Below are 24262 nucleotides of genomic sequence, written 5' to 3' on the forward strand. Positions count from 1 at the left end.
CTTGTCACTCAATCCGTCTTGTCGTTTCAGATCTGCGTTCTTTCCCTGTGACCAGACAGCGAACAGACATGAGTTGATGGCCGCTAAACAGGCATGGATGACCCTGCCATACCATTCACAACATTAAGTTCGAGAATCACCCCGAGTTTAAGAACCCACACCATTATGAATCTTACCGAATTAAAGAATACGCCGGTTTCTGAGCTGATCACTCTCGGCGAAAATATGGGACTGGAAAACCAGGCTCGTATGCGCAAGCAGGACATCATTTTCGCCATCCTGAAGCAGCACGCTAAGAGTGGCGAAGATATCTTTGGCGACGGTGTGCTGGAGATATTGCAAGACGGATTTGGTTTCCTCCGCTCTGCAGACAGCTCCTACCTCGCCGGCCCTGACGACATCTACGTATCCCCCAGCCAAATCCGCCGTTTCAACCTCCGCACTGGTGACACCATTTCAGGTAAGATTCGTCCTCCAAAAGAGGGTGAACGCTACTTTGCGCTGTTGAAAGTTAACGAAGTTAACTATGACAAACCGGAAAACTCGCGTAATAAGATCCTCTTCGAGAACTTAACGCCGCTGCATGCGAACTCTCGTCTGCGTATGGAGCGTGGTAACGGTTCTACCGAAGACTTAACCGCGCGCGTGCTGGATCTGGCTTCGCCAATTGGTCGTGGTCAACGTGGTCTGATTGTGGCACCGCCAAAAGCGGGTAAAACCATGCTGCTGCAGAACATCGCGCAGAGCATTGCCTATAACCACCCTGACTGTGTGCTGATGGTACTGCTGATTGACGAACGTCCGGAAGAAGTGACCGAGATGCAGCGTCTGGTGAAAGGTGAAGTTGTGGCGTCGACCTTTGACGAACCGGCATCCCGTCACGTTCAGGTTGCGGAAATGGTTATTGAGAAGGCGAAACGCCTGGTTGAGCACAAGAAAGACGTTATCATTCTGCTCGACTCTATCACCCGTCTGGCGCGTGCCTACAACACCGTGGTTCCGGCTTCCGGTAAAGTACTGACCGGTGGTGTGGATGCCAACGCCCTGCATCGTCCGAAGCGCTTCTTCGGTGCTGCACGTAATGTGGAAGAGGGCGGTAGCCTGACCATCATCGCGACGGCGCTGATCGATACCGGCTCTAAAATGGACGAAGTGATCTACGAAGAGTTTAAAGGGACAGGTAACATGGAACTGCACCTCTCTCGTAAGATTGCAGAAAAACGTGTCTTCCCGGCTATCGACTACAACCGTTCCGGTACCCGTAAGGAAGAGCTGCTCACCACTCAGGAAGAGCTGCAGAAAATGTGGATCCTGCGCAAAATTATCCACCCAATGGGTGAAATCGATGCAATGGAATTCCTCATTAACAAACTGGCGATGACCAAAACCAACGACGATTTCTTCGACATGATGAAGCGCTCGTAACGCAAATAAAGCCAGTGAACGCCACGTTTTTACGTGGCGTTTTTCTTTTATGGACTATACGCTATTACCACACACTCCCAATTTTGACCGGTCGGTGCGACAATAGGACCGTTTGTACAGTCAAAGAAATAATTGATTGAAAAATATACAAAGGGAGTTGTAAGAAGCCACCTTTAATACTTCTGAGGCGGAGGCTTCATGGTTATACTTCCGGGACTAACATTTGTTGAGAGCAATCCATTGTGAATCTACTCACCGCCGTTACTGAGCTGATCAGTATTTTTTTATTCACAACCTGTTTTTTGTTCATCGCGCGTAAGGTGGCAAAAAGAATAGGGTTGGTGGATAAGCCCAATTTCCGTAAACGTCATCAGGGACTTATTCCTCTGGTTGGAGGGATTTCTGTTTACGCTGGCATTTGTTTCACATTTGGCATTGCGGATTATTATATTCCACACGCAGCACTTTATCTTGCCTGTGCGGGTGTCCTGGTCCTTGTCGGGGCACTGGATGACCGATTCGATATCGCGGTGAAAATCCGCGCCACCGTTCAGGCGGCGATTGGCGTGATTATGATGGTCGTCGGCGGACTTTACCTGAGAAGCCTCGGCTATGTCTTTGGCCCATGGGAGTTAGTCCTGGGTCCATTTGGCTTCTTCCTGACGCTTTTTGCCGTCTGGGCGGCGATTAACGCTTTCAACATGGTGGATGGTATTGACGGTCTGCTTGGCGGATTGTCATCGGTTTCGTTTGCCGCAATCGGCATCATTCTCTGGTTTGATGGTCAGTACAGTCTGTCAATGTGGTGTTTTGCCATGATTGCCGCCATCCTGCCTTATATTCTCCTTAATCTCGGTGCGCTGGGGCGTCGCTATAAAGTCTTTATGGGTGACGCCGGCAGTACGCTAATCGGTTTTACCGTTATCTGGATTTTGCTCGAAACTACGCAGGGTAAAACTCACCCGATTAGCCCGGTAACCGCGCTGTGGATTATCGCCATTCCGTTAATGGATATGGTGGCGATTATGTATCGCCGTCTGCGTAAAGGGATGAGTCCTTTCTCTCCCGATCGCCAGCATATTCATCATCTCATCATGCGTGCGGGCTTTACTTCCCGTCAGGCGTTTGTCCTGATTACCCTTGCCGCCGCTATTCTGGCCGCGATTGGCGTTGCCGCAGAATATGCTCATTTCATTCCTGAATGGGTAATGTTGGTATTATTCTTGCTAGCATTTTTCCTGTACGGCTACTGCATTAAGCGCGCATGGAAAGTGGCGCGATTCATTAAACGTCTGAAACGCAGGATGCGTCGTAACAATGACAAAAACACAACATTAACTAAGTAAAACCGGGACTATGATGACTCAACCGTTGGCGGGAGCGAAATCAGTGGTAACTGAGAATGAACTGGATATTCGGGGTTTGTTTCGCGTGTTATGGGCAGGCAAACTTTGGATTGCGGGGATCGCGCTGGGGTTCGCACTGTTAGCGCTGGCCTACACTTTCTTTGCAAAGCAGGAGTGGAGCGCCACGGCAATTACAGACAGACCAACGGTTAACATGCTCGGTGGGTTTTATTCCCAGCAGCAGTTCCTGCGCAACCTGGATATCAAGGCGAATCTGGCGACGCCCGATCAGGCTACCGTTATGGATGAGGCGTATAAAGAGTTTGTCATGCAGCTGGCCTCCTGGGACACGCGTCGTGATTTCTGGAGCCAGACGGATTATTACAAGCAACGCATGGTGGGCAACAGCAAAGCCGATGCCGCGCTGCTGGATGACCTGATTAACAACATTCAATTTATGCCGGGCGATGCGCTGCGTAATGTTAATGACAGCGTCAAACTGATTGCAGAGACGGCGCCGGATGCCAATAACCTGTTGCGCCAGTATGTCGCTTTTGCCAGCCAGCGCGCCGCAAGTCATCTTAATGAAGAACTCAAAGGCGCCTGGGCGGCCCGTACCATCCAGATGAAAGCGCAGGTAAAACGTCAGGAAGAGGTGGCTAAAGCCATATTCTCCCGCCGTGTTCATAACATTGAACAGGCACTCAAAATTGCGGAACAGCACAATATTTCTCGCAGCGAAACGGACGTTCCGGCGGATGAACTGCCTGATTCTGAAATGTTCCTGCTTGGTCGTCCAATGCTGCAGGCTCGTCTGGAAAACCTGCAGGCCGTTGGCCCTGATTTTGACCTCGACTACGATCAAAACCGCGCCATGCTCACCACCCTGAATGTTGGTCCAACGCTGGACCCGCGTTTTCAGACCTATCGTTATTTGCGAACGCCTGAAGAACCTGTAAAACGCGATAGTCCGCGTCGTGCATTCCTGATGATCATGTGGGGGATTGTAGGCGCACTGACGGGCGCTGGCGTGGCGTTAATACGTCGTCGCACAAATTAAGAACGCCGTCTACGATGAAGGCTACGGCCTTCATCGCCTAATCGAAGAGAATCGATGTGAAAGTACTTACCGTATTTGGCACCAGGCCGGAGGCCATCAAGATGGCGCCTCTGGTGCATGCGCTGGCCAGCGATCCTGATATTGAAGCGAAAGTGTGCGTCACGGCGCAACACCGGGAGATGCTCGATCAAGTTTTAACGCTCTTTTCCATCGTCCCGGACTACGACCTCAATATAATGAAGCCGGGGCAGGGATTAACGGAGATTACCTGCCGTATCTTGCAAGAGTTAAAGCCCATTCTGGAATCCTTTAAGCCTGATGTCGTGCTGGTGCATGGCGACACCACCACTACTGTGGCAACCAGTCTGGCAGCGTTTTATCAACGTATTCCTGTCGGCCACGTTGAAGCGGGCCTGCGCACCGGCAACCTTTATTCGCCGTGGCCGGAAGAAGCCAACCGCACGCTTACCGGGCACCTGGCGATGTACCACTTTGCACCCACCGAAAATTCGCGCCAGAACCTGCTGCGTGAAAATATTGCCGACAAAAAAATCTTTGTGACCGGCAATACGGTTATTGATGCCCTGATTTGGGTGCGTGACCGTGTGCTGGCTAACAACGAACTTCAGGCAGAACTCGCTGCGCGCTACCCGTTCCTGAACAACGGCAAAAAAACCATTCTGGTCACCGGCCACCGTCGTGAAAGCTTTGGCCGGGGTTTCGAGCAAATCTGTCATGCGCTGGCTGAAATCGCCGCGCAAAACGAAGATGTGCAGATTGTCTATCCGGTGCATCTCAACCCTAACGTCAGCGAGCCGGTCAACCGCATTCTGGGACATGTTGAAAATGTCCTTCTGATTGAGCCGCAGGACTACATGCCGTTTGTCTGGCTTATGAATCATGCCTGGCTGATCCTCACCGATTCAGGCGGTATTCAGGAAGAAGCACCTTCACTCGGCAAGCCGGTGCTGGTAATGCGTGAAACCACCGAGCGCCCGGAGGCGGTAAAAGCGGGCACGGTGCGTCTGGTCGGCACGGATAAGCAGCGTATCGTCGATGAAGTGACACACCTGCTGCACGACGAAGAAGCGTATCAGGCGATGAGCCGGGCCCATAACCCGTACGGTGATGGGCTGGCTTGTGGCCGTATTTTGCATGCACTTAAACACAATCGGGTATCGCTATGAGTTTTACTACCATCTCTGTCATTGGTCTTGGCTATATTGGCTTGCCTACTGCGGCAGCATTTGCCTCTCGTCAAAAACAGGTTGTAGGCGTGGATATCAATGCGCGCGCGGTGGAAACCATTAACCGTGGCGAAATCCATATTGTGGAGCCCGATCTCGACCGCGTGGTCAAAGAGGCCGTTGATGGGGGATTCCTGCGCGCCAGTACCACGCCGGTTGAAGCCGATGCTTATCTCATTGCTGTGCCGACGCCATTCAAAGGCGACCATGAACCCGACATGGTCTACGTAGAGGCCGCTGCGAAATCTATTGCACCTGTGCTCAAGAAAGGGGCGCTGGTGATCCTGGAGTCCACTTCTCCGGTTGGCGCAACCGAGCAGATGGCACAGTGGCTGGCAGAAGCCCGGCCGGATTTAAGCTTCCCGCAGCAGGCGGGAGAGCAGGCCGATATCAATATCGCCTACTGTCCGGAGCGCGTGCTGCCGGGGCAGGTGATGGTCGAACTGATTAAAAATGACCGCGTGATTGGCGGGATGACGCCTGTTTGTTCCGCTCGTGCCAGCGCGCTGTACAAGATTTTCCTCGAAGGCGAATGCGTGGTGACGAACTCCCGTACCGCAGAAATGTGCAAACTGACGGAAAACAGCTTCCGCGACGTGAACATCGCTTTTGCCAACGAACTGTCGCTCATTTGTGCCGATCAGGGGATTAACGTCTGGGAATTAATCAGCCTGGCGAATCGTCATCCGCGCGTTAACATTCTGCAGCCAGGCCCGGGCGTAGGCGGTCACTGTATCGCCGTCGATCCATGGTTTATCGTGGCGCAAAACCCCGATCAGGCACGCCTGATCCGCACCGCGCGTGAAGTTAACGACAGCAAGCCACACTGGGTTCTCAACCAGGTTAAAACCACGGTGGCAGATTGTCTGGCTGACAGTGGCAAACGGGCCAGCGAACTGAAAATTGCCTGCTTTGGCCTGGCGTTCAAACCTAACATCGACGATCTGCGCGAAAGCCCGGCGATGGAAATTGCTGAGATGATTGCCCAATGGCACACGGGCGAAACGCTGGTAGTCGAGCCGAATATTCATGAACTGCCGGCAAAACTGGCGGGGAACTGCACGCTTACCGCGCTGGATGACGCGCTGGCCACGGCGGACGTACTGGTGCTGCTGGTGGATCATAAAGAGTTTAAAGCGACCCCCGCTGATGCCGTACAGCAGCGTTACATTGTTGATACCAAAGGTGTCTGGCGTTGAGCAACCTGAACGGGATGCTTGAGTCCCTTGAGTGGGAGAGCCATTTTTTTGGCCTGCCTTCAGCCATTCTGCGTTTGCGCGAAACTGCACCGGCACTGACTGACGCCGACTTTCGCGTCTGGCAGCGGGTACAGGCGAAGATCCCGGCGGACCGCGCCGACCTGCTTGATGCGCTTCAGCAACACGGTTTTCAGCTGGTGGAAGGCGAAGTGGATCTTGCCATTACGCTAACCCGGCATGAGGCGCCAGGCGCGGAAGTTGCCGCTGAGCAGGATATCCCGGTGCTGCGCGAAATGGCAGCGAAGGCGTTTGCCCGCAGCCGCTTTCGTGCCCCCTGGTATGCACCTGAGGACAGCGGACGTTTCTATGCCCAGTGGATTGAGAATGCGGTAAAAGGGACGTTCGATCATGTTTGTCTGGTGTTCCGCGCGGCGGACGGCCAGATCCAGGGTTTTGTTTCGCTTCGCAAGCTCAACGAGCGCGAGGCGCGTATCGGCTTATTAGCCGGCCGGGGTATGGGCGAGAAACTCATGCAGGCGGCGCTACACTGGGCGCAGCAGCAACAGGTCTCGACGCTGCGGGTGGCAACCCAGATGGGCAACACCGCTGCGCTTAAACGTTATATTGCGAGTGGTGCCAACATCGACGCCACCGCCTACTGGTTATACAGGTGACAAGATGATTCCATTTAACGCACCACCCGTCGTGGGAACCGAACTCGACTATATGCAGTCTGCTATGGGCAGCGGCAAACTCTGCGGTGATGGTGGGTTTACCCGTCGCTGCCAGCAGTGGATGGAACAGCGTTTTCACAGCGCTAAAGTGCTGCTGACCCCTTCCTGTACGGCGTCGCTGGAAATGGCTGCGCTGTTGCTCGATATTCAGCCCGGTGATGAAGTGATTATGCCGAGCTACACCTTCGTCTCCACGGCGAACGCGTTTGTGTTACGCGGGGCGAAAATCGTCTTTGTGGATATTCGTCCGGACACCATGAATATCGATGAAACGCTGATTGAAGCGGCGATCACTGATAAAACGCGGGCGATTGTTCCGGTCCATTACGCGGGCGTGGCCTGTGAAATGGACACCATTATGGCGATCGCGAAAAAGCATAACCTGTTTGTGGTGGAAGATGCCGCTCAGGGCGTGATGTCCACCTACAAAGGACGCGCGCTCGGCACCATCGGCCACATCGGCTGCTTTAGCTTCCACGAAACCAAAAACTATACCGCAGGTGGTGAAGGCGGCGCGACGCTGATTAACGACCGCGCGCTGGTTGAGCGTGCGGAAGTGATCCGCGAAAAAGGCACCAACCGCAGCCAGTTCTTCCGTGGCCAGGTTGATAAGTATACCTGGCGCGATATTGGCTCAAGCTATCTGATGGCGGATCTGCAGGCGGCGTATCTGTGGGCACAGCTGGAGGCGGCAGAGCGCATTAACCTGCAGCGTTTGTCCCTGTGGCAGACCTATTACGACGCGCTGGCACCGCTGGCAAAAGCCGGGCGTATTGCGCTGCCGACCATTCCAGCAGACTGCGTCCACAATGCCCATATGTTCTACATCAAACTGCGCGATAACGACGATCGCAGCAAGCTGATTGCCTGGCTGAAAGAGGCTGAGATTATGGCGGTGTTCCACTACATTCCGCTGCACTCCAGCCCGGCCGGTGAAGCGTTCGGGACATTCGCGGGTGAAGACCGCTATACCACGAAAGAAAGTGAGCGTTTGCTTCGCTTGCCACTGTTCTACAACCTCGCGCCGGTTAACCAGCGTACGGTGATTAATACCCTTCTGAGCTATTTCGGCTGATATGTCTCTGGCAAAAGCATCGGTGTGGACCGCCGCGTCCACGCTTGTCAAAATTGGCGCCGGGCTGCTGGTCGTCAAGCTGCTGGCCGTCTCATTCGGCCCTTCTGGGGTGGGACTGGCGGGTAATTTCCGCCAGCTTGTCACCGTCCTTGGGGTATTGGCCGGCGCCGGGATCTTCAACGGCGTTACGAAATACGTTGCACAGCATCAGGATGACGCAGCGCAGCTGCGCAAAGTCGTCGGCACATCGTCGGCGATGGTGTTAGGTTTCTCTACTCTGCTGGCCGCGGTGTTTCTGCTGGCGGCGGCCCCCATTAGCCAGGGGCTGTTTGGACACACGCATTATGAAGGGCTGGTGCGTCTGGTCGCTCTGGTTCAGATGGGGATCGCGTGGGCTAACCTGCTACTGGCGCTGATGAAAGGGTTTCGTGATGCTGCCGGGAACGCGCTTGCGCTGATCCTGGGCAGCGTTATAGGTGTTATCGCCTATTACTTCTGCTACCGCCTGGGCGGGTATGAAGGCGCGCTGCTGGGTCTGGCGCTGGTACCTGCGTTAGTGGTCGTTCCGGCGGCGTTTATGCTCATGCGTCGTGGCGTTATCCCCTTAAGCTACCTGAAACCGCAGTGGGACAAGGGGCTGGCGGGTCAACTGGGTAAATTTACCCTGATGGCGCTTATTACCTCCGTAACGCTGCCGGTGGCTTACGTAATGATGCGAAACCTGCTGGCGGCGCATTACAGCTGGGATGAGGTGGGAATTTGGCAGGGCGTAAGCAGCATTTCTGACGCCTACCTCCAATTTATAACGGCTTCCTTTAGCGTCTGGTTGCTGCCAACCTTATCGCGTCTGAGCTCCCGACAGGATATTACCCGCGAGATTACCCGCTCGCTGCGTTTTGTGCTTCCCGCCGTGGCGGCGGCCAGTTTTACCGTGTGGTTATTGCGCGATGTCGCCATCTGGCTGCTCTTTTCAGCGAAATTCATCGCCATGCGCGATCTGTTTGCCTGGCAGCTGGTGGGGGATGTACTGAAAGTAGGCGCTTACGTATTCGGGTATCTGGTGATTGCGAAAGCCTCGCTGCGTTTGTATATCCTGGCAGAGATAAGCCAGTTTACGCTCCTGACGGCGTTCTCACACTGGCTGATCCCGGCACACGGTGCACTGGGGGCGGCTCAGGCCTATATGGCAACCTATATCGTTTATTTCGCTGCCTGTTGCGGCGTATTTTTACTTTGGCGTAAACGCGCATGACTGCACTGATTCACATACTGGGATCGGATATCCCACACCATAACCAGACCGTTTTGCGGTTCTTCAACGATGAGCTGGCCCCGGGCAATCCCGATGCACGCGAGTTTATGGTTGCAGGCCAGGACAGGGGGCTGAGCGAGATGTGTCCGGCGCTGACGCTTACCTTCTGGCCGGATAAAGCCGCACTGGCGAAGGCAGTTGTCGCGAAAGCGAAAGCGGATCGTGAGCAGCGCTTCTTCTTCCATGGACAATTTAATACCGGTCTGTGGCTGGCTCTTCTGAGCGGCGGGATTAAACCTTCCCAGTGCAGCTGGCATATCTGGGGAGCCGATCTCTATGAAGTCTCCCGCGGCTGGAAGTTCCGACTCTTCTACCCGCTACGGCGTATGGCGCAGGGGCGGGTTGGCTGTGTTTTCGCCACCCGTGGCGATCTCAATTACTTCGCGAAACAGCACCCCAACGTTCGCGGTGAGCTGCTCTATTTCCCGACACGCATGAACCCGGCGCTGAATAACATGGCAAACGATACGCCGCGTGAGGGTAAGCTGACGATCCTGGTGGGTAACTCTGGCGATCGCAGCAATGAGCATATTGCTGCGCTGAAGGCGGTACATCAGCAGTTTGGCGACACGGTAAATGTCGTTGTGCCGATGGGCTATCCGGCCAATAATGATGCTTACATCAACGACGTTCGCCAGCAGGCTCTGGGATTGTTTAGCCCGGAGAATGTGAACATCCTGCGCGATAAGCTGGAATTTGATGAATATCTTGCGCTGCTTCGCCAGTGCGATCTCGGCTATTTCATCTTTGCCCGCCAGCAGGGAATTGGCACCCTGTGCCTGCTGTTTCAGGCAGGCGTTCCCTGTGTGCTTAATCGCGATAATCCGTTCTGGCAGGATATGGCTGAACAACACATTCCGGTGCTGTTCACCACGGATACCCTGAATGTGGAGGTGGTACGTGAAGCTCAGCGTCAACTGGCGCTGGTGGATAAAAGTACCATCGATTTCTTTAGCCCGAACTACCTTACGCCGTGGCACCGTGCGCTGCGTATCGCTTCAGGAGACAACGCATGAGCCAGTTGCAATTCAGCGGCTTGTTAGTGGTATGGCTTCTGAGCACGCTATTTATCGCCACTCTGACCTGGTTTGAGTTCCGTCGCGTGCGTTTTAACTTTAACGTCTTCTTCTCGTTACTGTTTCTTCTGACCTTCTTCTTCGGTTTTCCGCTGACCAGTATTCTGGTTTTCCGTTTTGACGTGAGCGTCGCGCCGCCGGAAATCCTGCTCCAGGCACTCTTGTCGGCGACCTGCTTCTATGCGGTGTACTACGTCACCTATAAAACGCGTCTGCGTGCGGTGAAAGCGAGTGCGCCGCGTCGTCCGCTGTTCACCATGAACAGGGTAGAGACCCATCTGACGTGGGTGATGCTGATGACCATCGCGCTGGTCAGCGTGGGGATCTTCTTCATGCATAACGGCTTTTTGCTGTTTAAGCTGCACTCCTACAGTCAGATTTTTTCTGCCGAAGTTTCGGGCGTGGCGCTTAAGCGCTTCTTCTATTTCTTCATCCCGGCAATGCTGGTGATCTTTTTCCTGCGCCAGGACAGTAAGGCCTGGCTCTTCTTCCTGGTGAGCACGGTCGCCTTTGGTTTCCTGACCTACATGATTGTGGGTGGGACGCGCGCCAACATTATTATCGCCTTTGCGATTTTCCTGTTTATCGGCATCATTCGCGGATGGATCTCTCTGTGGATGCTGGCGGCAGCGGGCGTGTTTGGCATTGTGGGGATGTTCTGGCTGGCCCTTAAGCGCTATGGACTGAACGTGGCCGGTGACGAAGCGTTTTACACCTTCCTGTATCTCACGCGCGACACCTTCTCGCCGTGGGAAAACCTCGCTTTACTGCTGCAAAACTACGACAAAATCGATTTCCAGGGGTTGGCGCCCATTGTGCGTGACTTCTATGTGTTTATCCCGTCGTGGCTGTGGCCTGACCGCCCGGGTGCCGTGCTCAACACAGCGAACTACTTCACCTGGGAAGTGCTGAACAACCATTCAGGTCTGGCCATTTCCCCTACGCTGATTGGTTCGCTGGTGGTAATGGGCGGAAGCTGGTTTATTCTGCCGGGCGCGGTTGTGGTAGGGCTGATTATCAAATGGTTTGACTGGCTCTATGTGCTCGGCAACGAAGAGACTAACCGCTACAAGGCCGCCATTTTGCACAGTTTCTGCTTTGGTGCCATTTTCAATATGATCGTTCTGGCGCGCGAGGGGCTGGATTCCTTCGTCTCGCGCGTGGTTTTCTTCATGGTCGTTTTCGGCGTCTGCCTGCTGCTGGCCAAACTGCTGTACTGGCTGTTTGACAGTGCAGGGCTTGTGCATAAGCGCGAGCCACAGGGCAGCAGAACGCTGTCGCAAGTCTGAGTAAGGATAGTCATGACCGACACAACCTCTGCACCGCGCTACGCGCTGCGTGGCCTGCAGCTTATTGGCTGGCGCGATATGCAACACGCGCTGGATTTTCTCTTTGCGGGTGGCCAGATGAAATCCGGTACGCTGGTCGCCATCAATGCGGAGAAAATGCTGGCGGTAGAAGATAACGCTGAAGTCAGAAGTCTGATCGAGGCCGCCGAGTTTAAATACGCGGACGGTATCAGCGTGGTACGCTCGATCCGCAAAAAGTTTCCTGGTGCTAATGTTTCACGCGTCGCGGGGGCCGATCTCTGGGAACAGCTGATGGCACGTGCAGGGGCAGAAGGCACGCCCGTATTTCTTATTGGCGGTAAGCCTGAGGTCCTGGCGCAGACCGAGCAGAAGCTGCGGCGTCAGTGGAATGTTAATATTGTGGGTAGTCAGGACGGCTATTTTAAATCCGAGGACCGGCAGGCGCTTTTTGACCGCGTGCGCGACAGCGGGGCGAAAATTGTCACCGTGGCGATGGGCTCACCGCGCCAGGAAATTTTGATGCGTGATTGCCGTCTGGTTTGCCCGGATGCCCTCTATATGGGCGTCGGCGGGACCTATGACGTCTTCACTGGCCATGTAAAACGTGCGCCGAAGGTATGGCAAAACCTGGGACTGGAGTGGCTGTACCGACTGCTGTCGCAACCAACACGTATTAAACGCCAGCTCCGTCTGTTGCGTTATCTCGCCTGGCACTACACCGGGAAAATGTAATCAAAATGTAGCGCGATATGCTGTTCGCGCTGCAACTCCCCTGCAAAACTGCTGCGAAACTGTGCAATGCATTTATTTTTTTAATGCATTGTTTGCCATTTTGCAGAATTTAAGAAACCATTCGCTCCGTATTTTAGTACCCCTAAAAAACAATACCTGGTATTAAGCCGGGAAACAGCAAACACAACCGAGGATCTATGGCAGAGAAAAAACCGGAGCTACAGCGTGGGCTGGAAGCTCGTCATATTGAACTGATAGCGCTGGGCGGCACTATTGGTGTGGGCCTGTTTATGGGCTCTGCAAGCACGCTCAAATGGGCCGGGCCATCCGTTCTGCTGGCATATATTATTGCTGGCCTGTTCGTTTTCTTCATCATGCGTTCGATGGGCGAAATGCTCTTCCTGGAGCCAGTGACCGGCTCTTTCGCCGTCTATGCGCACCGCTACATGAGCCCGTTCTTCGGCTATCTGACGGCCTGGTCATACTGGTTTATGTGGATGGCGGTGGGTATCTCGGAGATTACCGCAATCGGGGTGTATGTGCAGTTCTGGTTCCCGGATATGGTCCAGTGGATACCGGCGCTGATTGCTGTGGGGCTGGTGGCAATGGCAAACCTGGCAGCCGTTCGCCTTTATGGTGAAATCGAGTTCTGGTTTGCGATGATTAAAGTCACCACCATCATCGTGATGATTGTGGTTGGACTCGGCGTCATCTTCTTCGGCTTTGGCAACGGTGGTCACGCGATTGGCTTCGGTAACCTGACCGAACACGGCGGCTTCTTCGCTGGTGGCTGGAAAGGCTTCCTGACGGCGCTGTGTATCGTTGTCGCGTCCTATCAGGGCGTTGAGCTTATCGGTATTACAGCCGGTGAAGCGAAGAACCCGCAGGTCACGCTGCGTAGTGCGGTGGGTAAGGTGCTGTGGCGTATCCTGATTTTCTATGTGGGGGCGATCTTCGTTATCGTGACCATCTTCCCGTGGAATGAGATCGGCACGACAGGCAGCCCGTTTGTCTTAACATTCGCGAAGATAGGTATTACGGCGGCAGCAGGTATCATCAACTTTGTCGTCCTGACGGCGGCGTTGTCTGGCTGTAACAGCGGAATGTACAGCTGTGGTCGTATGCTCTATGCGCTTTCGAAGAACAATCAATTGCCTGCGGCAATGAGTAAAGTGTCCCGCGCGGGTGTGCCTGTTGCGGGTGTGGCGGTGTCGATTGCCATCCTGCTGATTGGCTCATGCCTGAACTACATTATTCCAAACCCGCAGCGCGTATTTGTTTATGTCTACAGCGCCAGCGTGCTGCCGGGGATGGTGCCGTGGTTCGTTATTCTGATTAGCCAGCTGCGTTTCCGCCATGCGCATAAACAGGCGATTGCCAGCCATCCGTTCCGCTCGATTCTGTTCCCGTATGCGAACTATTTGACGATGGCGTTCCTGATTTGCGTATTAATCGGGATGTACTTTAATGATGATACCCGCATGTCGCTGTTTGTCGGGATGATCTTCCTGGCGGCAGTCACTGCAGCCTATAAGCTATTTGGGCTGGGGCGCCGCGCCACCACGCGGAAAGTGGAGGAATAAGCGGCAAAATGTGCAAACCATAACCAAACGCGCATTTTTTTCAAAAAAGCACTAGACAGCGGGGTCGGAGGTACGTAATATCCAGCCCCGCAACGGCGCTAAGCGCCCGTAGCTCAGCTGGATAGAGCGCTGCCCTCCGGAGGCAGAGGTCTCAGGTTCGAATCCTGTCGGGCGCGCCATTTTAGTCCCGGCGCTAGAGCTGCGGTGGTCTGAGAAGTAGTCAGTACCGCGTGAAAGAATACAGTGGTGGCTATAGCTCAGTTGGTAGAGCCCTGGATTGTGATTCCAGTTGTCGTGGGTTCGAGTCCCATTAGCCACCCCATTATTGAAGAGTTGTGAATTGCGAAGGTGGCGGAATTGGTAGACGCGCTAGCTTCAGGTGTTAGTGTTCTTACGGACGTGGGGGTTCAAGTCCCCCCCCTCGCACCACGACTTTAATGAATTGAACTAAAAATTCAAAAAGCAGTACATCGGCGAGTAGCGCAGCTTGGTAGCGCAACTGGTTTGGGACCAGTGGGTCGGAGGTTCGAATCCTCTCTCGCCGACCAATTTTGAACCCCGCTTCGGCGGGGTTTTTTGTTTTCTGCGGCTTTTCACCTCTGTATCCATTCCCCGACATTCGCGTTTCCTGTTGTCGCGAACCAGCGACACTTAATTAGTTGAAAACTAAACTAATATTTCATAAGTGTCTTAACCGTCTCTTTCTGACGACACTTCTGCGCTTTTACCGATATCTTATGGTGCGTCAGACGGGTCTTTGCAGCAGAAATTCCTTTTATCTTAAAATGTTGCGCGATGTAAAATTTCTTCGTGTAACGTTGGCATGTAACGTGCAATAATATACGTGTAGATGCTCATTCCATCTCTTATGTTCGCCTTCGTGCCTCATAAACTCAGGAATGATGCAGAGCCATTTACGGTGCTTATCGTCCACTGACAGATGTCGCTTCGGCCTCATCAGACACCATGGGCATAACGTTGAGTGAAGCACCAAATATGTTGTCTTACAGACCTGTTTTAACGCCTGCTCTTATAGCAGGCGTTTTTTTATGCCTTATTCACGGTAACGAAACATGACCAGGGCTGCCAGAAGCAGCGCACCCGCAGAGACAATATACATTGCCTGTAGTGCCTCTAACGCGGCGGTTAATGCCGCTGCAATACCGGTGAACAAAGAGGCAGTGAGCGTTTGCCAGCGCCAGACTTTTCCACTCGCTGAAGCAGTCTGCGTAGAGTGAAAGTTGCTTAGCACACCATATGTTCCCACCGCGAAAACAACGTTTGATGCCAGATGCGCAATAAAAATCATCCCCAGTGCACACACCATCCAACCAGATAAAAACGGGATCACACCGTAAGCCGCTAAAAAGAGGCTAAGGCAGAGCATTAACAATGGTGTGTGCGCAGTGAGCCGCGGCAGGCTGTCTCTCTTCAGCAGTATAGGGCCGCAAAGCTGCCCCATACTCCTGGCAAAGAGAAGCGGTAAGGCGAGATCCGCAGCATCCTCCGGTTGGATCTGCTGCGCTAGCGCCGGTAAAAGCGCCATGGCGGGTGAACCGACGGCTGCCAGAACGGGCAAAATGAGTAAACTGCGTTTTTGCCGGAGGGTCAGCGCATGCCACCGCAGCATAACCGGGGAGCCTTCGTCTGGGGATAAAGAGCGTGCTTGCGCAGTAAATGTCCTTCCAGCCAGCCACAGCATAAACATTGACCCCAGAAAGCTGGCAGCATCGATTGCCAGCAATGTCATCACTGATATTCGCTGGAAAAGTACTACGCCCAGTCCGGTACCGAGCAGTACCTGAGCCGCAAAAATCACGTTTTCAAGACAGGTTGCTGCAGGAAGCTCTGCTTTACTGAGTCCGCGTTTAAAGAGCAACGTTAGGGCCGGCCAGCTCATCCCATTCAACAGGGCTTCGGTGGATTGCACAGCAAGCAGCGCTGAAATACTGTGATAATGAATACCCAGCAGTGGGAATAACAGGGCGAGTAAGCCCAACCCCTCTGACAGGATCAACAAAGAGACGGGAGAATAGTGTGCGCACAGTTTTTCGCTGATGATGCTGCCGATAAAACCAGGCACCGTTGCAAAAAGAAAGGCGAGCGTAAGCAGAGTGGCTGGTGCCGACCAGTCTAAAAGTAAACCGAAGACAACAACCTGAGTTAACCCATTTCCCAGCGACGTAAAAATAAAGGCGCAGGCCAGCAAACGCAGCCAGCGATGACAGCGCAGCGCTTCAACAAGCGCATACAAAAGCGAGTTCATGACGATTTCCTTTCAAAAACGATTTAGTCCACGCGGCTGATGCGCGTGTGTGTAAAAAGGTTAATGAAAAGAGATCGTTACATTGGCCGGAACGTTTCCTGATGGATATGCAAAAAGGGTGCGTAAAAAAGGAGGCCGTCCGGCCTCCTTAACGATTATTGCTGATTTCCGTTATTCTGCAATGTCAAAAGCAGACCGTCGCGCCGCATGGCGGCAGCTTCTTCCGGTTTATGCTGCTTGTCGAGCGTATCGGCAAGCCACGCGTAGTCAAACGCGTCCGGGCGTTGTTTTAACGCCGCACGGAAGGCGAGGCTCGCCTCCTGCCATTCACCGTGTTTCATCAGCGACTGGCCCAGCGTGCTCCAGAGCAGCGGACGATCGCCAACGGTTTTGATCTGTTGGCGCAGCACTTTTTCGATTTGCTCAGGGTTGTTGGTTTTCAGACGCGGGATCACCATGACCAGACGATCGTCGTATTGGCGCTTCAGACCGTCGAGGAGGATCTCCTGAGCCGTGTCATGATCGTCACATTCAATCAGGTGTTCCGCCATTGCCACCTGCAGAGGAACCTGCTGACGCGTTTTGCGGCTCTGATTCTTCCACCAGGTTTTCAGACCATCGCTGCCCAGATCGGCACGCGCCTGATCCATCAAACCAATCCACGCCATGCGCTGGAGTTCGTCACGATGTTCATCATCACCCACGTCGGCTTTCGCCATCGAAGGAATAATGTCCAGCAGTGAACCCCAGGCACCGGTACGGATATAGGCCTGCTCGGCAAGGCGTAGCACTTCAGGGTGGCGAGGAGTGATTTCCAGCAGACGGTCAACGCCGTGGCGCGCCGCATGGTTTTCATTACGTGCCAGCTGCAGGCGAACGCGAGTGATCTCAACCGGGATCTGGTTGTCGGACGCCATCTCCGACGCGCGCTCCAGATGCTGATTGGCACGGGCCTCGTCACCACGCTGTTGAGCTGCTTCAGCAGCCAACAGATAGTTCACGACGGGTTGTTCGGCGTGATCGGCGTTTTTGGACATCAGCTTTTCCACCTGCTGATAGTCGCCCTCGGCGAGCTTAATCAGCGCCTGCTCGGTCTGCTTACGGGCGCGACGGCGCTTGCGGCCAACGAACCAGCCACGGGTATGGGCACCGGTGCGGAAAATACGGCGCAGGATCCACTCCAGCGCCAGCAGCACCACAACGCCCAGGATCAGAATGATCACCAGACCCGTTACGCTGGTTTCGATGTTGTAATTGTCGGTCTGGATCAACACGTATCCCTGGTGACCGGCAAGCATCGGCCCAAGGACGATCCCGGCGATCAGCAGGATAAAGAGTAAGAGTACTTTAAGCATCGTTACTCTCCTTGTGGGGCGCTTTCAGGCGCGGGCGCGGCGGCTGGTGCAGGTTCACCCGTCTGCTCAGCCGGAACGCCCGGCTGTGCCAGCAGGTTACGTACGCGCGTTTGCATCAGCTTTTCCAGAATCGGCTGGCTGGCCAGTTTATCCGGCACGTTCATAGTGATGTTCTGCTGACTCAGTTTGTCGATGTCATCGAGGAACGCCGTGGTGGTGGCATCATCGGTATCGTAGTAAGCACGTACCCATGTGGAGACGTTATCCAGCGCCTGTTTGTAGGTCTCTTCCTGATGACGTGGCACGGCCTGGGCCGCGACCAGCAGACGGGAACGAATGTTCTCACGCAGGTAGATATCCTGGTTCGGCGCTAACAGCGGCACGGCGGTTTCATCACGGCGACGAATGGTGATGAAGCTGTCCATAAAGTTCTGCCAGCTTTTTTGCAGGTTTACACGCCACTCGCTCAGGGAGCTGGACAGCTCGGTGCCGTCGGAATCCATGGGAGAATCGTCGTCGTTATTATCTGCCAGTTGCAGGTTATCAATCTGGTTCGAGAGCTGATTTACCTTGAGGATGATGCCGTCATAATCCACCTGAGAAACGGCGGAGAGGCTGGCGATGTCTTCGGTAATGGCGCGACGTGCGGTGATGAGGCTTGGATCGTTCATGTCCGCCAGGCTCGCATCTGCGCTTTTCAGCAGAGCGGCGGCGGTGGTGACATCCTGATCGCTCCAGAGCTTACGCCCGGCCAGTTTCACCAGAAAATCAGCCTGAGAAAGCAGCCAGGTTTTGGCATCGGTACCGGAAATGGTGGCCACTTTTTGCTGTACTTCGTCCAGCTGTTTGGTTAGCTCTTCCTGTTTGCTGTTCGCATCGGCAAGCGCGGCAGCCTGCTGTTTGATGACGCCTTCCAGCTCGGTTTTTTGTGTCTCCTGCGCTTTTTGCAGCGCAGCGAGCTGATTAACCAGCGCGTCGCTGGTTGCCGTCTGATTGGTGCTTTGCTGTTTCACCAGGCCGTAGAGGCTGACGCCTGCTGCCAGCGCAATGGCGATGGCAATCGCGCTCAGCGCGAGGCTGGTCTTGTTGCTGCCGTTTTTCTTCTCAACGATTTTCTCAGTCGTTTCTGACTGTGGCGTCATGTCCACAGTCTCCCTGGTCTCTTCAACCACGGCGGAGGATTTGTCGTGTTCCGTCATTATGGCATCCCATTATGAGAGTTATTGTAATGCGCGCAGCAGCGCATCGTTGTCGGCGTTATCAGCGATCCGAATATCTTGCCAGCCCAGTTCCCGGGCGAGGTTCGCCAGACGCTCACTGACGACCAAAAGCCGACAGTGGAGTAACCAGTTTTCACGATACCAAAGCGGCACCAGCGACCAGAGTTGCTGCAGCATTTCGCCGCTGGTCACCACCAGCGTTGTAATGCCGCGCGTATGCCAGCGCATCGCCTCTTGTGCACCATCGTAATGTTTTGCACAGCGTTGATAACATTCGCAAAACGTGACGTCAGCTCCGCGTTCACGCAGCGTTTCGCCTAACAGTTCGCGTCCGCCGTTACCGCGTAAAATCAGCGCACGTTTTCCGATTAGGGTTTGTAATTCAGGTAATTGTAGCAAGACTTCGCTGGTTTCCCGATCTAACGGGTAACGTACGTCTGCTCCACTTACGGTATGCAGCGCCAGGGCGGTGGAACGGCCAATCGCGAAATAGCGTGGCGCGGTAGGCCAGTTCAGTCCCTGCTGTTGTAGCTGCGCATGGGCAAATTCCACGGCATGTTGCGACAAGGCAAACAGCAGGTCGCCTTCCTGAAGGGTATTCATATGGTCGGCGAGCGCGGACAACTCCCGACCTGGGGAGAATTCAATAAGCGGAAAACTCCAGGCCACCTGCCCCAGTGCGCGCAGACGGCTCACTAACTGCTCTCCTGCGGGAGAAGGGCGGGTGACGAGAATACTCATGCAGGGGGCTCTCCATCGTAAACGTCAGCCAGAATCTCGCGGGCACCGTTATCCAGTAACTCTTCCGCCAGCGAAACGCCAAGCTGCTCAGCATCTTGCGGTTTACCGCGGCGCTCACCGCGTACCATCTGCGAACCGTCCGGCGCGCCAACCAGCGCACGCAGCCACAGTTCACCGTTAATTAATTCAGCATAGCTGCCAATCGGCACCTGGCACCCCCCTTCAAGGCGGGTATTCATCGCACGCTCGGCTTTGACGCGAATGGCCGTCTCGTCATGATTCAGCGGCGCAAGCAGTTCACGGGTACGCCTGTCATCCAGACGGCACTCAATACCTACAGCGCCCTGTCCCACGGCCGGCAAAGAGAGCTCCGGTGGCAACGCGACGCGAATGCGTGACTCCAGCCCCAGACGCTTAAGTCCTGCTACCGCGAGGATAATGGCATCGTAATCGCCGTTATCCAGCTTGCCCAGACGCGTGCCGACGTTACCGCGCAGCGAGCGTATGATCAGATCCGGACGGCGTTCAGCCAACTGACACTGGCGGCGTAAACTGGACGTGCCAACCACGCTGCCTTTGGGCAACGCATCTAGCGAGTCAAACTGGTTAGAGACAAACGCATCGCGCGGATCCTCGCGCTCGCAAATGGTCACCAGTCCCAGCCCTTCCGGGAACTCGACGGGCACGTCTTTCATCGAATGCACGGCGATATCGGCGCGGTTCTCAAGCAATGCCAGTTCCAGTTCTTTGACAAACAAGCCTTTGCCGCCCACTTTCGCCAGCGGCGTATCAAGGATCACATCGCCGCGCGTGACCATGGGCACCAGCTCGACGCGCAAGCCGCTGTGGCAGGCTTCCAGGCGCTGCTTAACATAATGTGCCTGCCAGAGCGCAAGAGGGCTTTGGCGTGTGGCAATTCTCAAAACATTGTCTAACATGCTTGTTACCGTCATTATCAATCGCTAACCATCCTAACATTGTTGACTCTGGGATGGCAGTTTTACGGTGATGAAGAAGAGAGGGACAGGGCGGGAGTTCTCGTCAGCCACAGCCGTATTAAGGAATTTACACGTACAGAACGGTGCTACACTTTGTATGTAGCGCAACTTTCTTTACGGTCAATCGGCAAGGTGTTAAATTGATCACGTTTTAGACCATTTTTTCGTCGGTACCAGCATAATGATAAGGGCGAAAAAGGGTAACGGTTATCTTTTTGAAATACTGCGGGCTCGCTGTTATTTTGGTTTTTGAATAGCTTGCGACACCCGGAAACATCAGGCGATACGTCTTGTACCTCTATATTGAGACTCTGAAACAGAGACTGGATGCCATCAATCAACTGCGTGTGGATCGCGCGCTTGCTGCCATGGGCCCTGCTTTCCAGCAGGTATACAGTCTGCTGCCGACATTATTGCACTATCACCATCCGCTGATGCCGGGTTACCTTGACGGTAACGTTCCCAAGGGCATTTGCCTTTTCACGCCTGATGAAACCCAACAGCATTATCTCAACGAACTTGAACTCTACCGTGGCATGCCGCCGCAGGAATCCCCGAAAGGTGAACTGCCTATCACCGGCGTTTACTCCATGGGGAGCACCTCTTCGGTAGGGCAAAGCTGTTCGTCTGACCTGGACATCTGGGTCTGCCATCAATCCTGGCTCGATAACGAAGAGCGTCAGTTGCTGCAGCGTAAATGTAGCCTGCTGGAAAGCTGGGCGGCATCGCTTGGCGTGGAAGTGAGCTTCTTCCTGATTGATGAAAACCGTTTCCGCCATAACGAAAGCGGCAGTCTGGGTGGTGAGGACTGCGGCTCCACGCAGCACATCTTATTGCTGGACGAATTTTACCGTACGGCAGTGCGTCTGGCCGGGAAGCGTATTCTGTGGAATATGGTCCCGTGCGAAGAAGAAGAGCATTACGATGATTACGTGATGTCGCTCTACGCGCAGGGCGTACTGACGCCAAACGAATGGCTGGATTTGGGCGGCCTGAGCTCCCTGTCAGCCGAAGAGTACTTTGGCGCGAGCCTCTGGCAGCTTTATAAGAGCATCGACTCACCGTACAAAGCGGTGCTGAAAACGCTGTTGCTCGAAGCCTATTCCTGGGAATACCCAACCCCACGCCTGCTGGCGAAAGATATCAAGCAGCGTCTGCACGACGGGGAGGTTGTCTCCTTTGGGCTTGACGCCTACTGCATGATGCTGGAACGCGTTACCGAATACCTGAAAGCCATTGATGACACCACGCGTCTCGACCTGGTGCGTCGATGTTTCTATCTCAAAGTTTGTGAGAAATTGAGCCGCGAACGCGCCTGCGTGGGCTGGCGTCGTGAAGTAGTTTCTCAGCTCGTCAAAGAGTGGGGATGGGGCGAAGAGCGTCTCTCCATGCTCGACAATCGCGCCAACTGGAAAATCGATCAGGTGCGTGAAGCGCACAACGAACTGCTTGATGCGATGATGCAAAGCTACCGTAACCTGATCCGCTTTGCGCGCCGTAACAACCTCAGCGTGTCCGCCAGCCCACAGGACATCGGGGTATTGACCCGCAAGCTGTATGCCGCGTTTGAAGCGCTGCCGGGCAAAGTCACCCTGGTTAACCCGCAAATTTCGCCCGATCTGTCAGAGCCAAACCTGACCTTTATCTATGTGCCGCCGGGCCGCGCGAACCGCACCGGGTGGTATCTGTATAACCGTGCCCCAAGCATGGATTCAATCATTAGCCATCAGCCGCTGGAGTATAACCGCTACCTGAACAAGCTGGTGGCCTGGGCCTGGTTTAATGGCCTGCTGACCTCGCGCACCCGCCTGTTTATCAAAGGCAACGAAGTGGTCGATTTAGCCAAACTGCAGGAGATGGTGGCGGATGTCTCCCATCACTTCCCGCTGCGTCTGCCGGCACCCACGCCAAAAGCGCTCTACAGCCCGTGTGAAATTCGTCATCTGGCGATTATCGTCAACCTGGAATATGACCCGACGGCGGCCTTCCGCAATCAGGTCGTGCATTTTGACTTCCGCAAGCTGGACGTCTTCAGCTTTGGCGAGCAGCAAAATTGCCTGGTCGGCAGCGTGGATCTGCTGTACCGCAACTCGTGGAACGAAGTGCGTACGCTGCACTTCAACGGCGAGCAGGCGATGATCGAAGCGTTGAAAACCATTCTCGGTAAGATGCACCAGGATGCCGCGCCGCCGGACAGCGTGGAAGTGTTCTGCTACAGCCAGCACCTGCGTGGTTTGATTCGTACCCGCGTGCAGCAGTTAGTTTCAGAGTGTATTGAGCTGCGTCTTTCCAGTACCCGTCAGGAAACCGGTCGCTTTAAAGCGCTGCGTGTTTCAGGGCAAACCTGGGGTCTGTTCTTCGAACGCCTGAACGTGTCGGTGCAGAAGCTGGAGAACGCCATTGAGTTTTACGGCGCGATTTCGCACAACAAACTGCATGGTATGTCGGTTCAGGTGGAGACCAACCACGTCAAGTTGCCGCAGGTGGTGGATGGATTTGCCAGTGAAGGGATTATCCAGTTCTTCTTTGAAGAGTCGGGAGACGATGCTGGTTTCAACATCTATATTCTTGATGAGACCAACCGCGCAGAGGTGTATCACCACTGCGAAGGCAGTAAAGAGGAGCTGGTGCGTGACGTTAGCCGCTTCTACTCCTCATCACACGACCGCTTCACCTACGGCTCCAGCTTCATCAACTTCAATCTGCCGCAGTTCTACCAGATTGTTAATGTCGATGGCCGTGCGCAGGTGATTCCGTTCCGTACTCAGGCCGTCACGCCTGCCGTGCCTGCGAATCAGGATACCGCACCGCTGTTGCAGCAGTATTTCTCGTGATGCTTTTCGCCGGGTGGCTACGTTCCGAGCCGTTGTAGGCCCGGTAAGGCGTAGCCGCCACCGGGCAACAACACTACCTGAAACTCACGTCTTCACCCGCCTGCGCGGTTGCAGCCTGCTCCAGCAGATCCCAGAAGGTTTCGCCGCTACGGTCACAAACCCATTCATCCCCTTTCAGATCGAAATGGTAGCCACCCTGTCTGGCCGCCAGCCATACCTGGTGAAGCGGCTCCTGGCGGTTAATAATAATTTTGCTGCCGTTTTCGAAACTGAGGGTCAGGATACCGCCGTTGATTTCACAATCGATATCGCTGTCGCCTTCCCAGTCGTCCAGGCGCTCTTCAATGGTCATCCACAGGGTGTCGGCAAGGCGATGGAATTCACTGTCGTTCATGGTTTTGTTCCTGTTTTTCGTGATGCCGGCAGTATAACCCTAAATAATTCCCGTTGCAGGAAAGCGGCAAACTCTTGCTTTTGTGTCTTCTCCTGCGATGATAGAAACAGATTTGAACTTACGGGCAACTTTATAATGAAAAACGCTTTCCGAACGCTTGCCGTTCTCATCACGCTGTTTAGTCTGACTGGCTGTGGGCTGAAGGGGCCGCTGTACTTCCCGCCAGCGGATAAAACCGCGCCGCCGCCGACGAAACCTGTGAACAGCGGCATTGAGTCATCTACGCCAGACACTAACGATCGTGGCAACAACGGTGGCCCGACTCAGGTTAATCTCTGACGATCACGTTCTGTAC

The 24262-nt window shown here is 54.3% G+C and carries 20 protein-coding genes and 4 tRNA genes; 18 read left to right on the forward strand and 6 right to left on the reverse strand.

Translation table 11 applies throughout. The features are described from left to right. Nucleotides 1-165 precede the first annotated feature (165 nt). The 16 genes from rho to HX884_RS03680 all read left to right on the forward strand — a co-directional run bounded on the left by rho (nucleotide 166) and on the right by HX884_RS03680 (nucleotide 14647). Nucleotides 166-1425: a transcription termination factor Rho gene (rho, locus tag HX884_RS03605; protein ID WP_001054528.1), complete on the forward strand. Its 1260-nt coding sequence runs from the start codon at nucleotides 166-168 to the stop codon at nucleotides 1423-1425. Between the two features lie 242 nt (nucleotides 1426-1667). Continuing rightward, complete coding sequence (gene wecA, locus HX884_RS03610; RefSeq protein ID WP_014833726.1) at nucleotides 1668-2771, forward strand: UDP-N-acetylglucosamine--undecaprenyl-phosphate N-acetylglucosaminephosphotransferase; 1104 nt, start codon at nucleotides 1668-1670, stop codon at nucleotides 2769-2771. A 13-nt stretch (nucleotides 2772-2784) separates the two neighbouring features. Next, nucleotides 2785-3831, forward strand: a complete 1047-nt coding sequence (gene wzzE, locus HX884_RS03615) for an ECA polysaccharide chain length modulation protein (RefSeq protein ID WP_178327657.1) — start codon at nucleotides 2785-2787, stop codon at nucleotides 3829-3831. Between the two features lie 56 nt (nucleotides 3832-3887). Continuing rightward, the gene (gene wecB, locus HX884_RS03620) at nucleotides 3888-5018 is read left to right on the forward strand and encodes a non-hydrolyzing UDP-N-acetylglucosamine 2-epimerase (RefSeq protein WP_028028026.1); all 1131 of its coding nucleotides are present in this window, start codon (nucleotides 3888-3890) and stop codon (nucleotides 5016-5018) included. Next, the gene (gene wecC, locus HX884_RS03625; protein ID WP_178327658.1) at nucleotides 5015-6277 is read left to right on the forward strand and encodes a UDP-N-acetyl-D-mannosamine dehydrogenase; all 1263 of its coding nucleotides are present in this window, start codon (nucleotides 5015-5017) and stop codon (nucleotides 6275-6277) included. Before wecB ends, wecC begins: the two co-directional genes overlap by 4 nt. Next, complete coding sequence (rffC, locus tag HX884_RS03630; protein WP_139936939.1) at nucleotides 6274-6951, forward strand: dTDP-4-amino-4,6-dideoxy-D-galactose acyltransferase; 678 nt, start codon at nucleotides 6274-6276, stop codon at nucleotides 6949-6951. Before wecC ends, rffC begins: the two co-directional genes overlap by 4 nt. A gap of 4 nt (nucleotides 6952-6955) precedes the next feature. Further along, nucleotides 6956-8086: a dTDP-4-amino-4,6-dideoxygalactose transaminase gene (gene rffA, locus HX884_RS03635; RefSeq protein WP_014833721.1), complete on the forward strand. Its 1131-nt coding sequence runs from the start codon at nucleotides 6956-6958 to the stop codon at nucleotides 8084-8086. A gap of 1 nt (nucleotide 8087) precedes the next feature. After that, on the forward strand, nucleotides 8088-9338 hold the full coding sequence (gene wzxE / locus HX884_RS03640) for a lipid III flippase WzxE (protein WP_038985272.1): 1251 nt from the start codon (nucleotides 8088-8090) through the stop codon (nucleotides 9336-9338). Beyond that, nucleotides 9335-10414 (forward strand): TDP-N-acetylfucosamine:lipid II N-acetylfucosaminyltransferase, encoded by a 1080-nt coding sequence (locus tag HX884_RS03645; protein ID WP_178327659.1) that lies wholly within the window; start codon nucleotides 9335-9337, stop codon nucleotides 10412-10414. Before wzxE ends, HX884_RS03645 begins: the two co-directional genes overlap by 4 nt. Next, entirely contained in the window at nucleotides 10411-11763 is a 1353-nt protein-coding gene (gene wzyE / locus HX884_RS03650; protein ID WP_014833719.1) for an ECA oligosaccharide polymerase, read from the forward strand. Before HX884_RS03645 ends, wzyE begins: the two co-directional genes overlap by 4 nt. Nucleotides 11764-11775: 12 nt before the next feature. Further along, the gene (wecG, locus tag HX884_RS03655) at nucleotides 11776-12516 is read left to right on the forward strand and encodes a lipopolysaccharide N-acetylmannosaminouronosyltransferase (RefSeq protein WP_045902203.1); all 741 of its coding nucleotides are present in this window, start codon (nucleotides 11776-11778) and stop codon (nucleotides 12514-12516) included. A 197-nt stretch (nucleotides 12517-12713) separates the two neighbouring features. After that, a complete protein-coding gene (locus HX884_RS03660; protein ID WP_178327660.1) occupies nucleotides 12714-14099 on the forward strand; it encodes an amino acid permease in 1386 nt (461 codons plus the stop codon). Nucleotides 14100-14201: 102 nt separating this feature from the next. Continuing rightward, nucleotides 14202-14278, forward strand: a tRNA-Arg gene (locus HX884_RS03665). A 67-nt stretch (nucleotides 14279-14345) separates the two neighbouring features. Continuing rightward, nucleotides 14346-14421, forward strand: a tRNA-His gene (locus HX884_RS03670). Nucleotides 14422-14441: 20 nt separating this feature from the next. Beyond that, nucleotides 14442-14528 (forward strand) — tRNA-Leu (locus HX884_RS03675). Nucleotides 14529-14570: 42 nt separating this feature from the next. Then, nucleotides 14571-14647 (forward strand) — tRNA-Pro (locus HX884_RS03680). A 506-nt stretch (nucleotides 14648-15153) separates the two neighbouring features. On the opposite strand, the gene HX884_RS03685 is transcribed toward HX884_RS03680, so the two are convergent. From HX884_RS03685 to hemC, 5 genes are all read right to left on the reverse strand, one after another. Next, complete coding sequence (locus tag HX884_RS03685; RefSeq protein ID WP_045295002.1) at nucleotides 15154-16365, reverse strand: hypothetical protein; 1212 nt, start codon at nucleotides 16363-16365, stop codon at nucleotides 15154-15156. Between the two features lie 155 nt (nucleotides 16366-16520). Further along, nucleotides 16521-17720, reverse strand: coding sequence for a protoheme IX biogenesis protein HemY (gene hemY, locus HX884_RS03690; RefSeq protein WP_014833715.1), 1200 nt, complete (start codon nucleotides 17718-17720; stop codon nucleotides 16521-16523). A 2-nt stretch (nucleotides 17721-17722) separates the two neighbouring features. Next, nucleotides 17723-18919: a uroporphyrinogen-III C-methyltransferase gene (gene hemX, locus HX884_RS03695; RefSeq protein WP_178327661.1), complete on the reverse strand. Its 1197-nt coding sequence runs from the start codon at nucleotides 18917-18919 to the stop codon at nucleotides 17723-17725. 21 nt (nucleotides 18920-18940) lie between these two features. Next, entirely contained in the window at nucleotides 18941-19681 is a 741-nt protein-coding gene (gene hemD, locus HX884_RS03700; RefSeq protein ID WP_029883127.1) for a uroporphyrinogen-III synthase, read from the reverse strand. Then, entirely contained in the window at nucleotides 19678-20619 is a 942-nt protein-coding gene (gene hemC / locus HX884_RS03705; RefSeq protein WP_032618596.1) for a hydroxymethylbilane synthase, read from the reverse strand. The genes hemD and hemC overlap by 4 nt, the downstream gene beginning before the upstream one ends. A gap of 350 nt (nucleotides 20620-20969) precedes the next feature. On the opposite strand from hemC, the gene cyaA reads away from it, so the two are divergent. Then, the gene (gene cyaA / locus HX884_RS03710) at nucleotides 20970-23513 is read left to right on the forward strand and encodes a class I adenylate cyclase (RefSeq protein ID WP_178327662.1); all 2544 of its coding nucleotides are present in this window, start codon (nucleotides 20970-20972) and stop codon (nucleotides 23511-23513) included. A 73-nt stretch (nucleotides 23514-23586) separates the two neighbouring features. Here the strand turns inward: cyaA and cyaY are convergent, their stop codons facing one another. Next, the gene (gene cyaY / locus HX884_RS03715) at nucleotides 23587-23907 is read right to left on the reverse strand and encodes an iron donor protein CyaY (RefSeq protein ID WP_013099261.1); all 321 of its coding nucleotides are present in this window, start codon (nucleotides 23905-23907) and stop codon (nucleotides 23587-23589) included. A 135-nt stretch (nucleotides 23908-24042) separates the two neighbouring features. On the opposite strand from cyaY, the gene HX884_RS03720 reads away from it, so the two are divergent. Beyond that, nucleotides 24043-24246, forward strand: coding sequence for a lipoprotein (locus tag HX884_RS03720; RefSeq protein WP_013099260.1), 204 nt, complete (start codon nucleotides 24043-24045; stop codon nucleotides 24244-24246). Nucleotides 24247-24262: the final 16 nt, after the last annotated feature.

Origin of the sequence: Enterobacter sp. SECR19-1250 (genome assembly GCF_013391025.1) — a bacterium.
Taxonomy (GTDB): Bacteria; Pseudomonadota; Gammaproteobacteria; order Enterobacterales; family Enterobacteriaceae; genus Enterobacter; species Enterobacter cloacae.

Excerpts from the sequence above, each read along its gene's own strand:
- rho (WP_001054528.1), top strand. The coding sequence starts at position 166 with ATGAATCTTACCGAATTAAAGAATACGCCGGTTTCTGAGCTGATCACT.
- wzzE (WP_178327657.1), top strand. The coding sequence starts at position 2,785 with ATGACTCAACCGTTGGCGGGAGCGAAATCAGTGGTAACTGAGAATGAA.
- wecC (WP_178327658.1), top strand. The coding sequence starts at position 5,015 with ATGAGTTTTACTACCATCTCTGTCATTGGTCTTGGCTATATTGGCTTG.
- rffA (WP_014833721.1), top strand. The coding sequence starts at position 6,956 with ATGATTCCATTTAACGCACCACCCGTCGTGGGAACCGAACTCGACTAT.
- wzxE (WP_038985272.1), top strand. The coding sequence starts at position 8,088 with ATGTCTCTGGCAAAAGCATCGGTGTGGACCGCCGCGTCCACGCTTGTC.
- HX884_RS03645 (WP_178327659.1), top strand. The coding sequence starts at position 9,335 with ATGACTGCACTGATTCACATACTGGGATCGGATATCCCACACCATAAC.
- wzyE (WP_014833719.1), top strand. The coding sequence starts at position 10,411 with ATGAGCCAGTTGCAATTCAGCGGCTTGTTAGTGGTATGGCTTCTGAGC.
- wecG (WP_045902203.1), top strand. The coding sequence starts at position 11,776 with ATGACCGACACAACCTCTGCACCGCGCTACGCGCTGCGTGGCCTGCAG.
- HX884_RS03660 (WP_178327660.1), top strand. The coding sequence starts at position 12,714 with ATGGCAGAGAAAAAACCGGAGCTACAGCGTGGGCTGGAAGCTCGTCAT.
- HX884_RS03685 (WP_045295002.1), bottom strand. The coding sequence starts at position 16,365 with ATGAACTCGCTTTTGTATGCGCTTGTTGAAGCGCTGCGCTGTCATCGC.
- hemY (WP_014833715.1), bottom strand. The coding sequence starts at position 17,720 with ATGCTTAAAGTACTCTTACTCTTTATCCTGCTGATCGCCGGGATCGTC.
- hemX (WP_178327661.1), bottom strand. The coding sequence starts at position 18,919 with ATGACGGAACACGACAAATCCTCCGCCGTGGTTGAAGAGACCAGGGAG.
- hemD (WP_029883127.1), bottom strand. The coding sequence starts at position 19,681 with ATGAGTATTCTCGTCACCCGCCCTTCTCCCGCAGGAGAGCAGTTAGTG.
- hemC (WP_032618596.1), bottom strand. The coding sequence starts at position 20,619 with ATGTTAGACAATGTTTTGAGAATTGCCACACGCCAAAGCCCTCTTGCG.
- cyaY (WP_013099261.1), bottom strand. The coding sequence starts at position 23,907 with ATGAACGACAGTGAATTCCATCGCCTTGCCGACACCCTGTGGATGACC.
- HX884_RS03720 (WP_013099260.1), top strand. The coding sequence starts at position 24,043 with ATGAAAAACGCTTTCCGAACGCTTGCCGTTCTCATCACGCTGTTTAGT.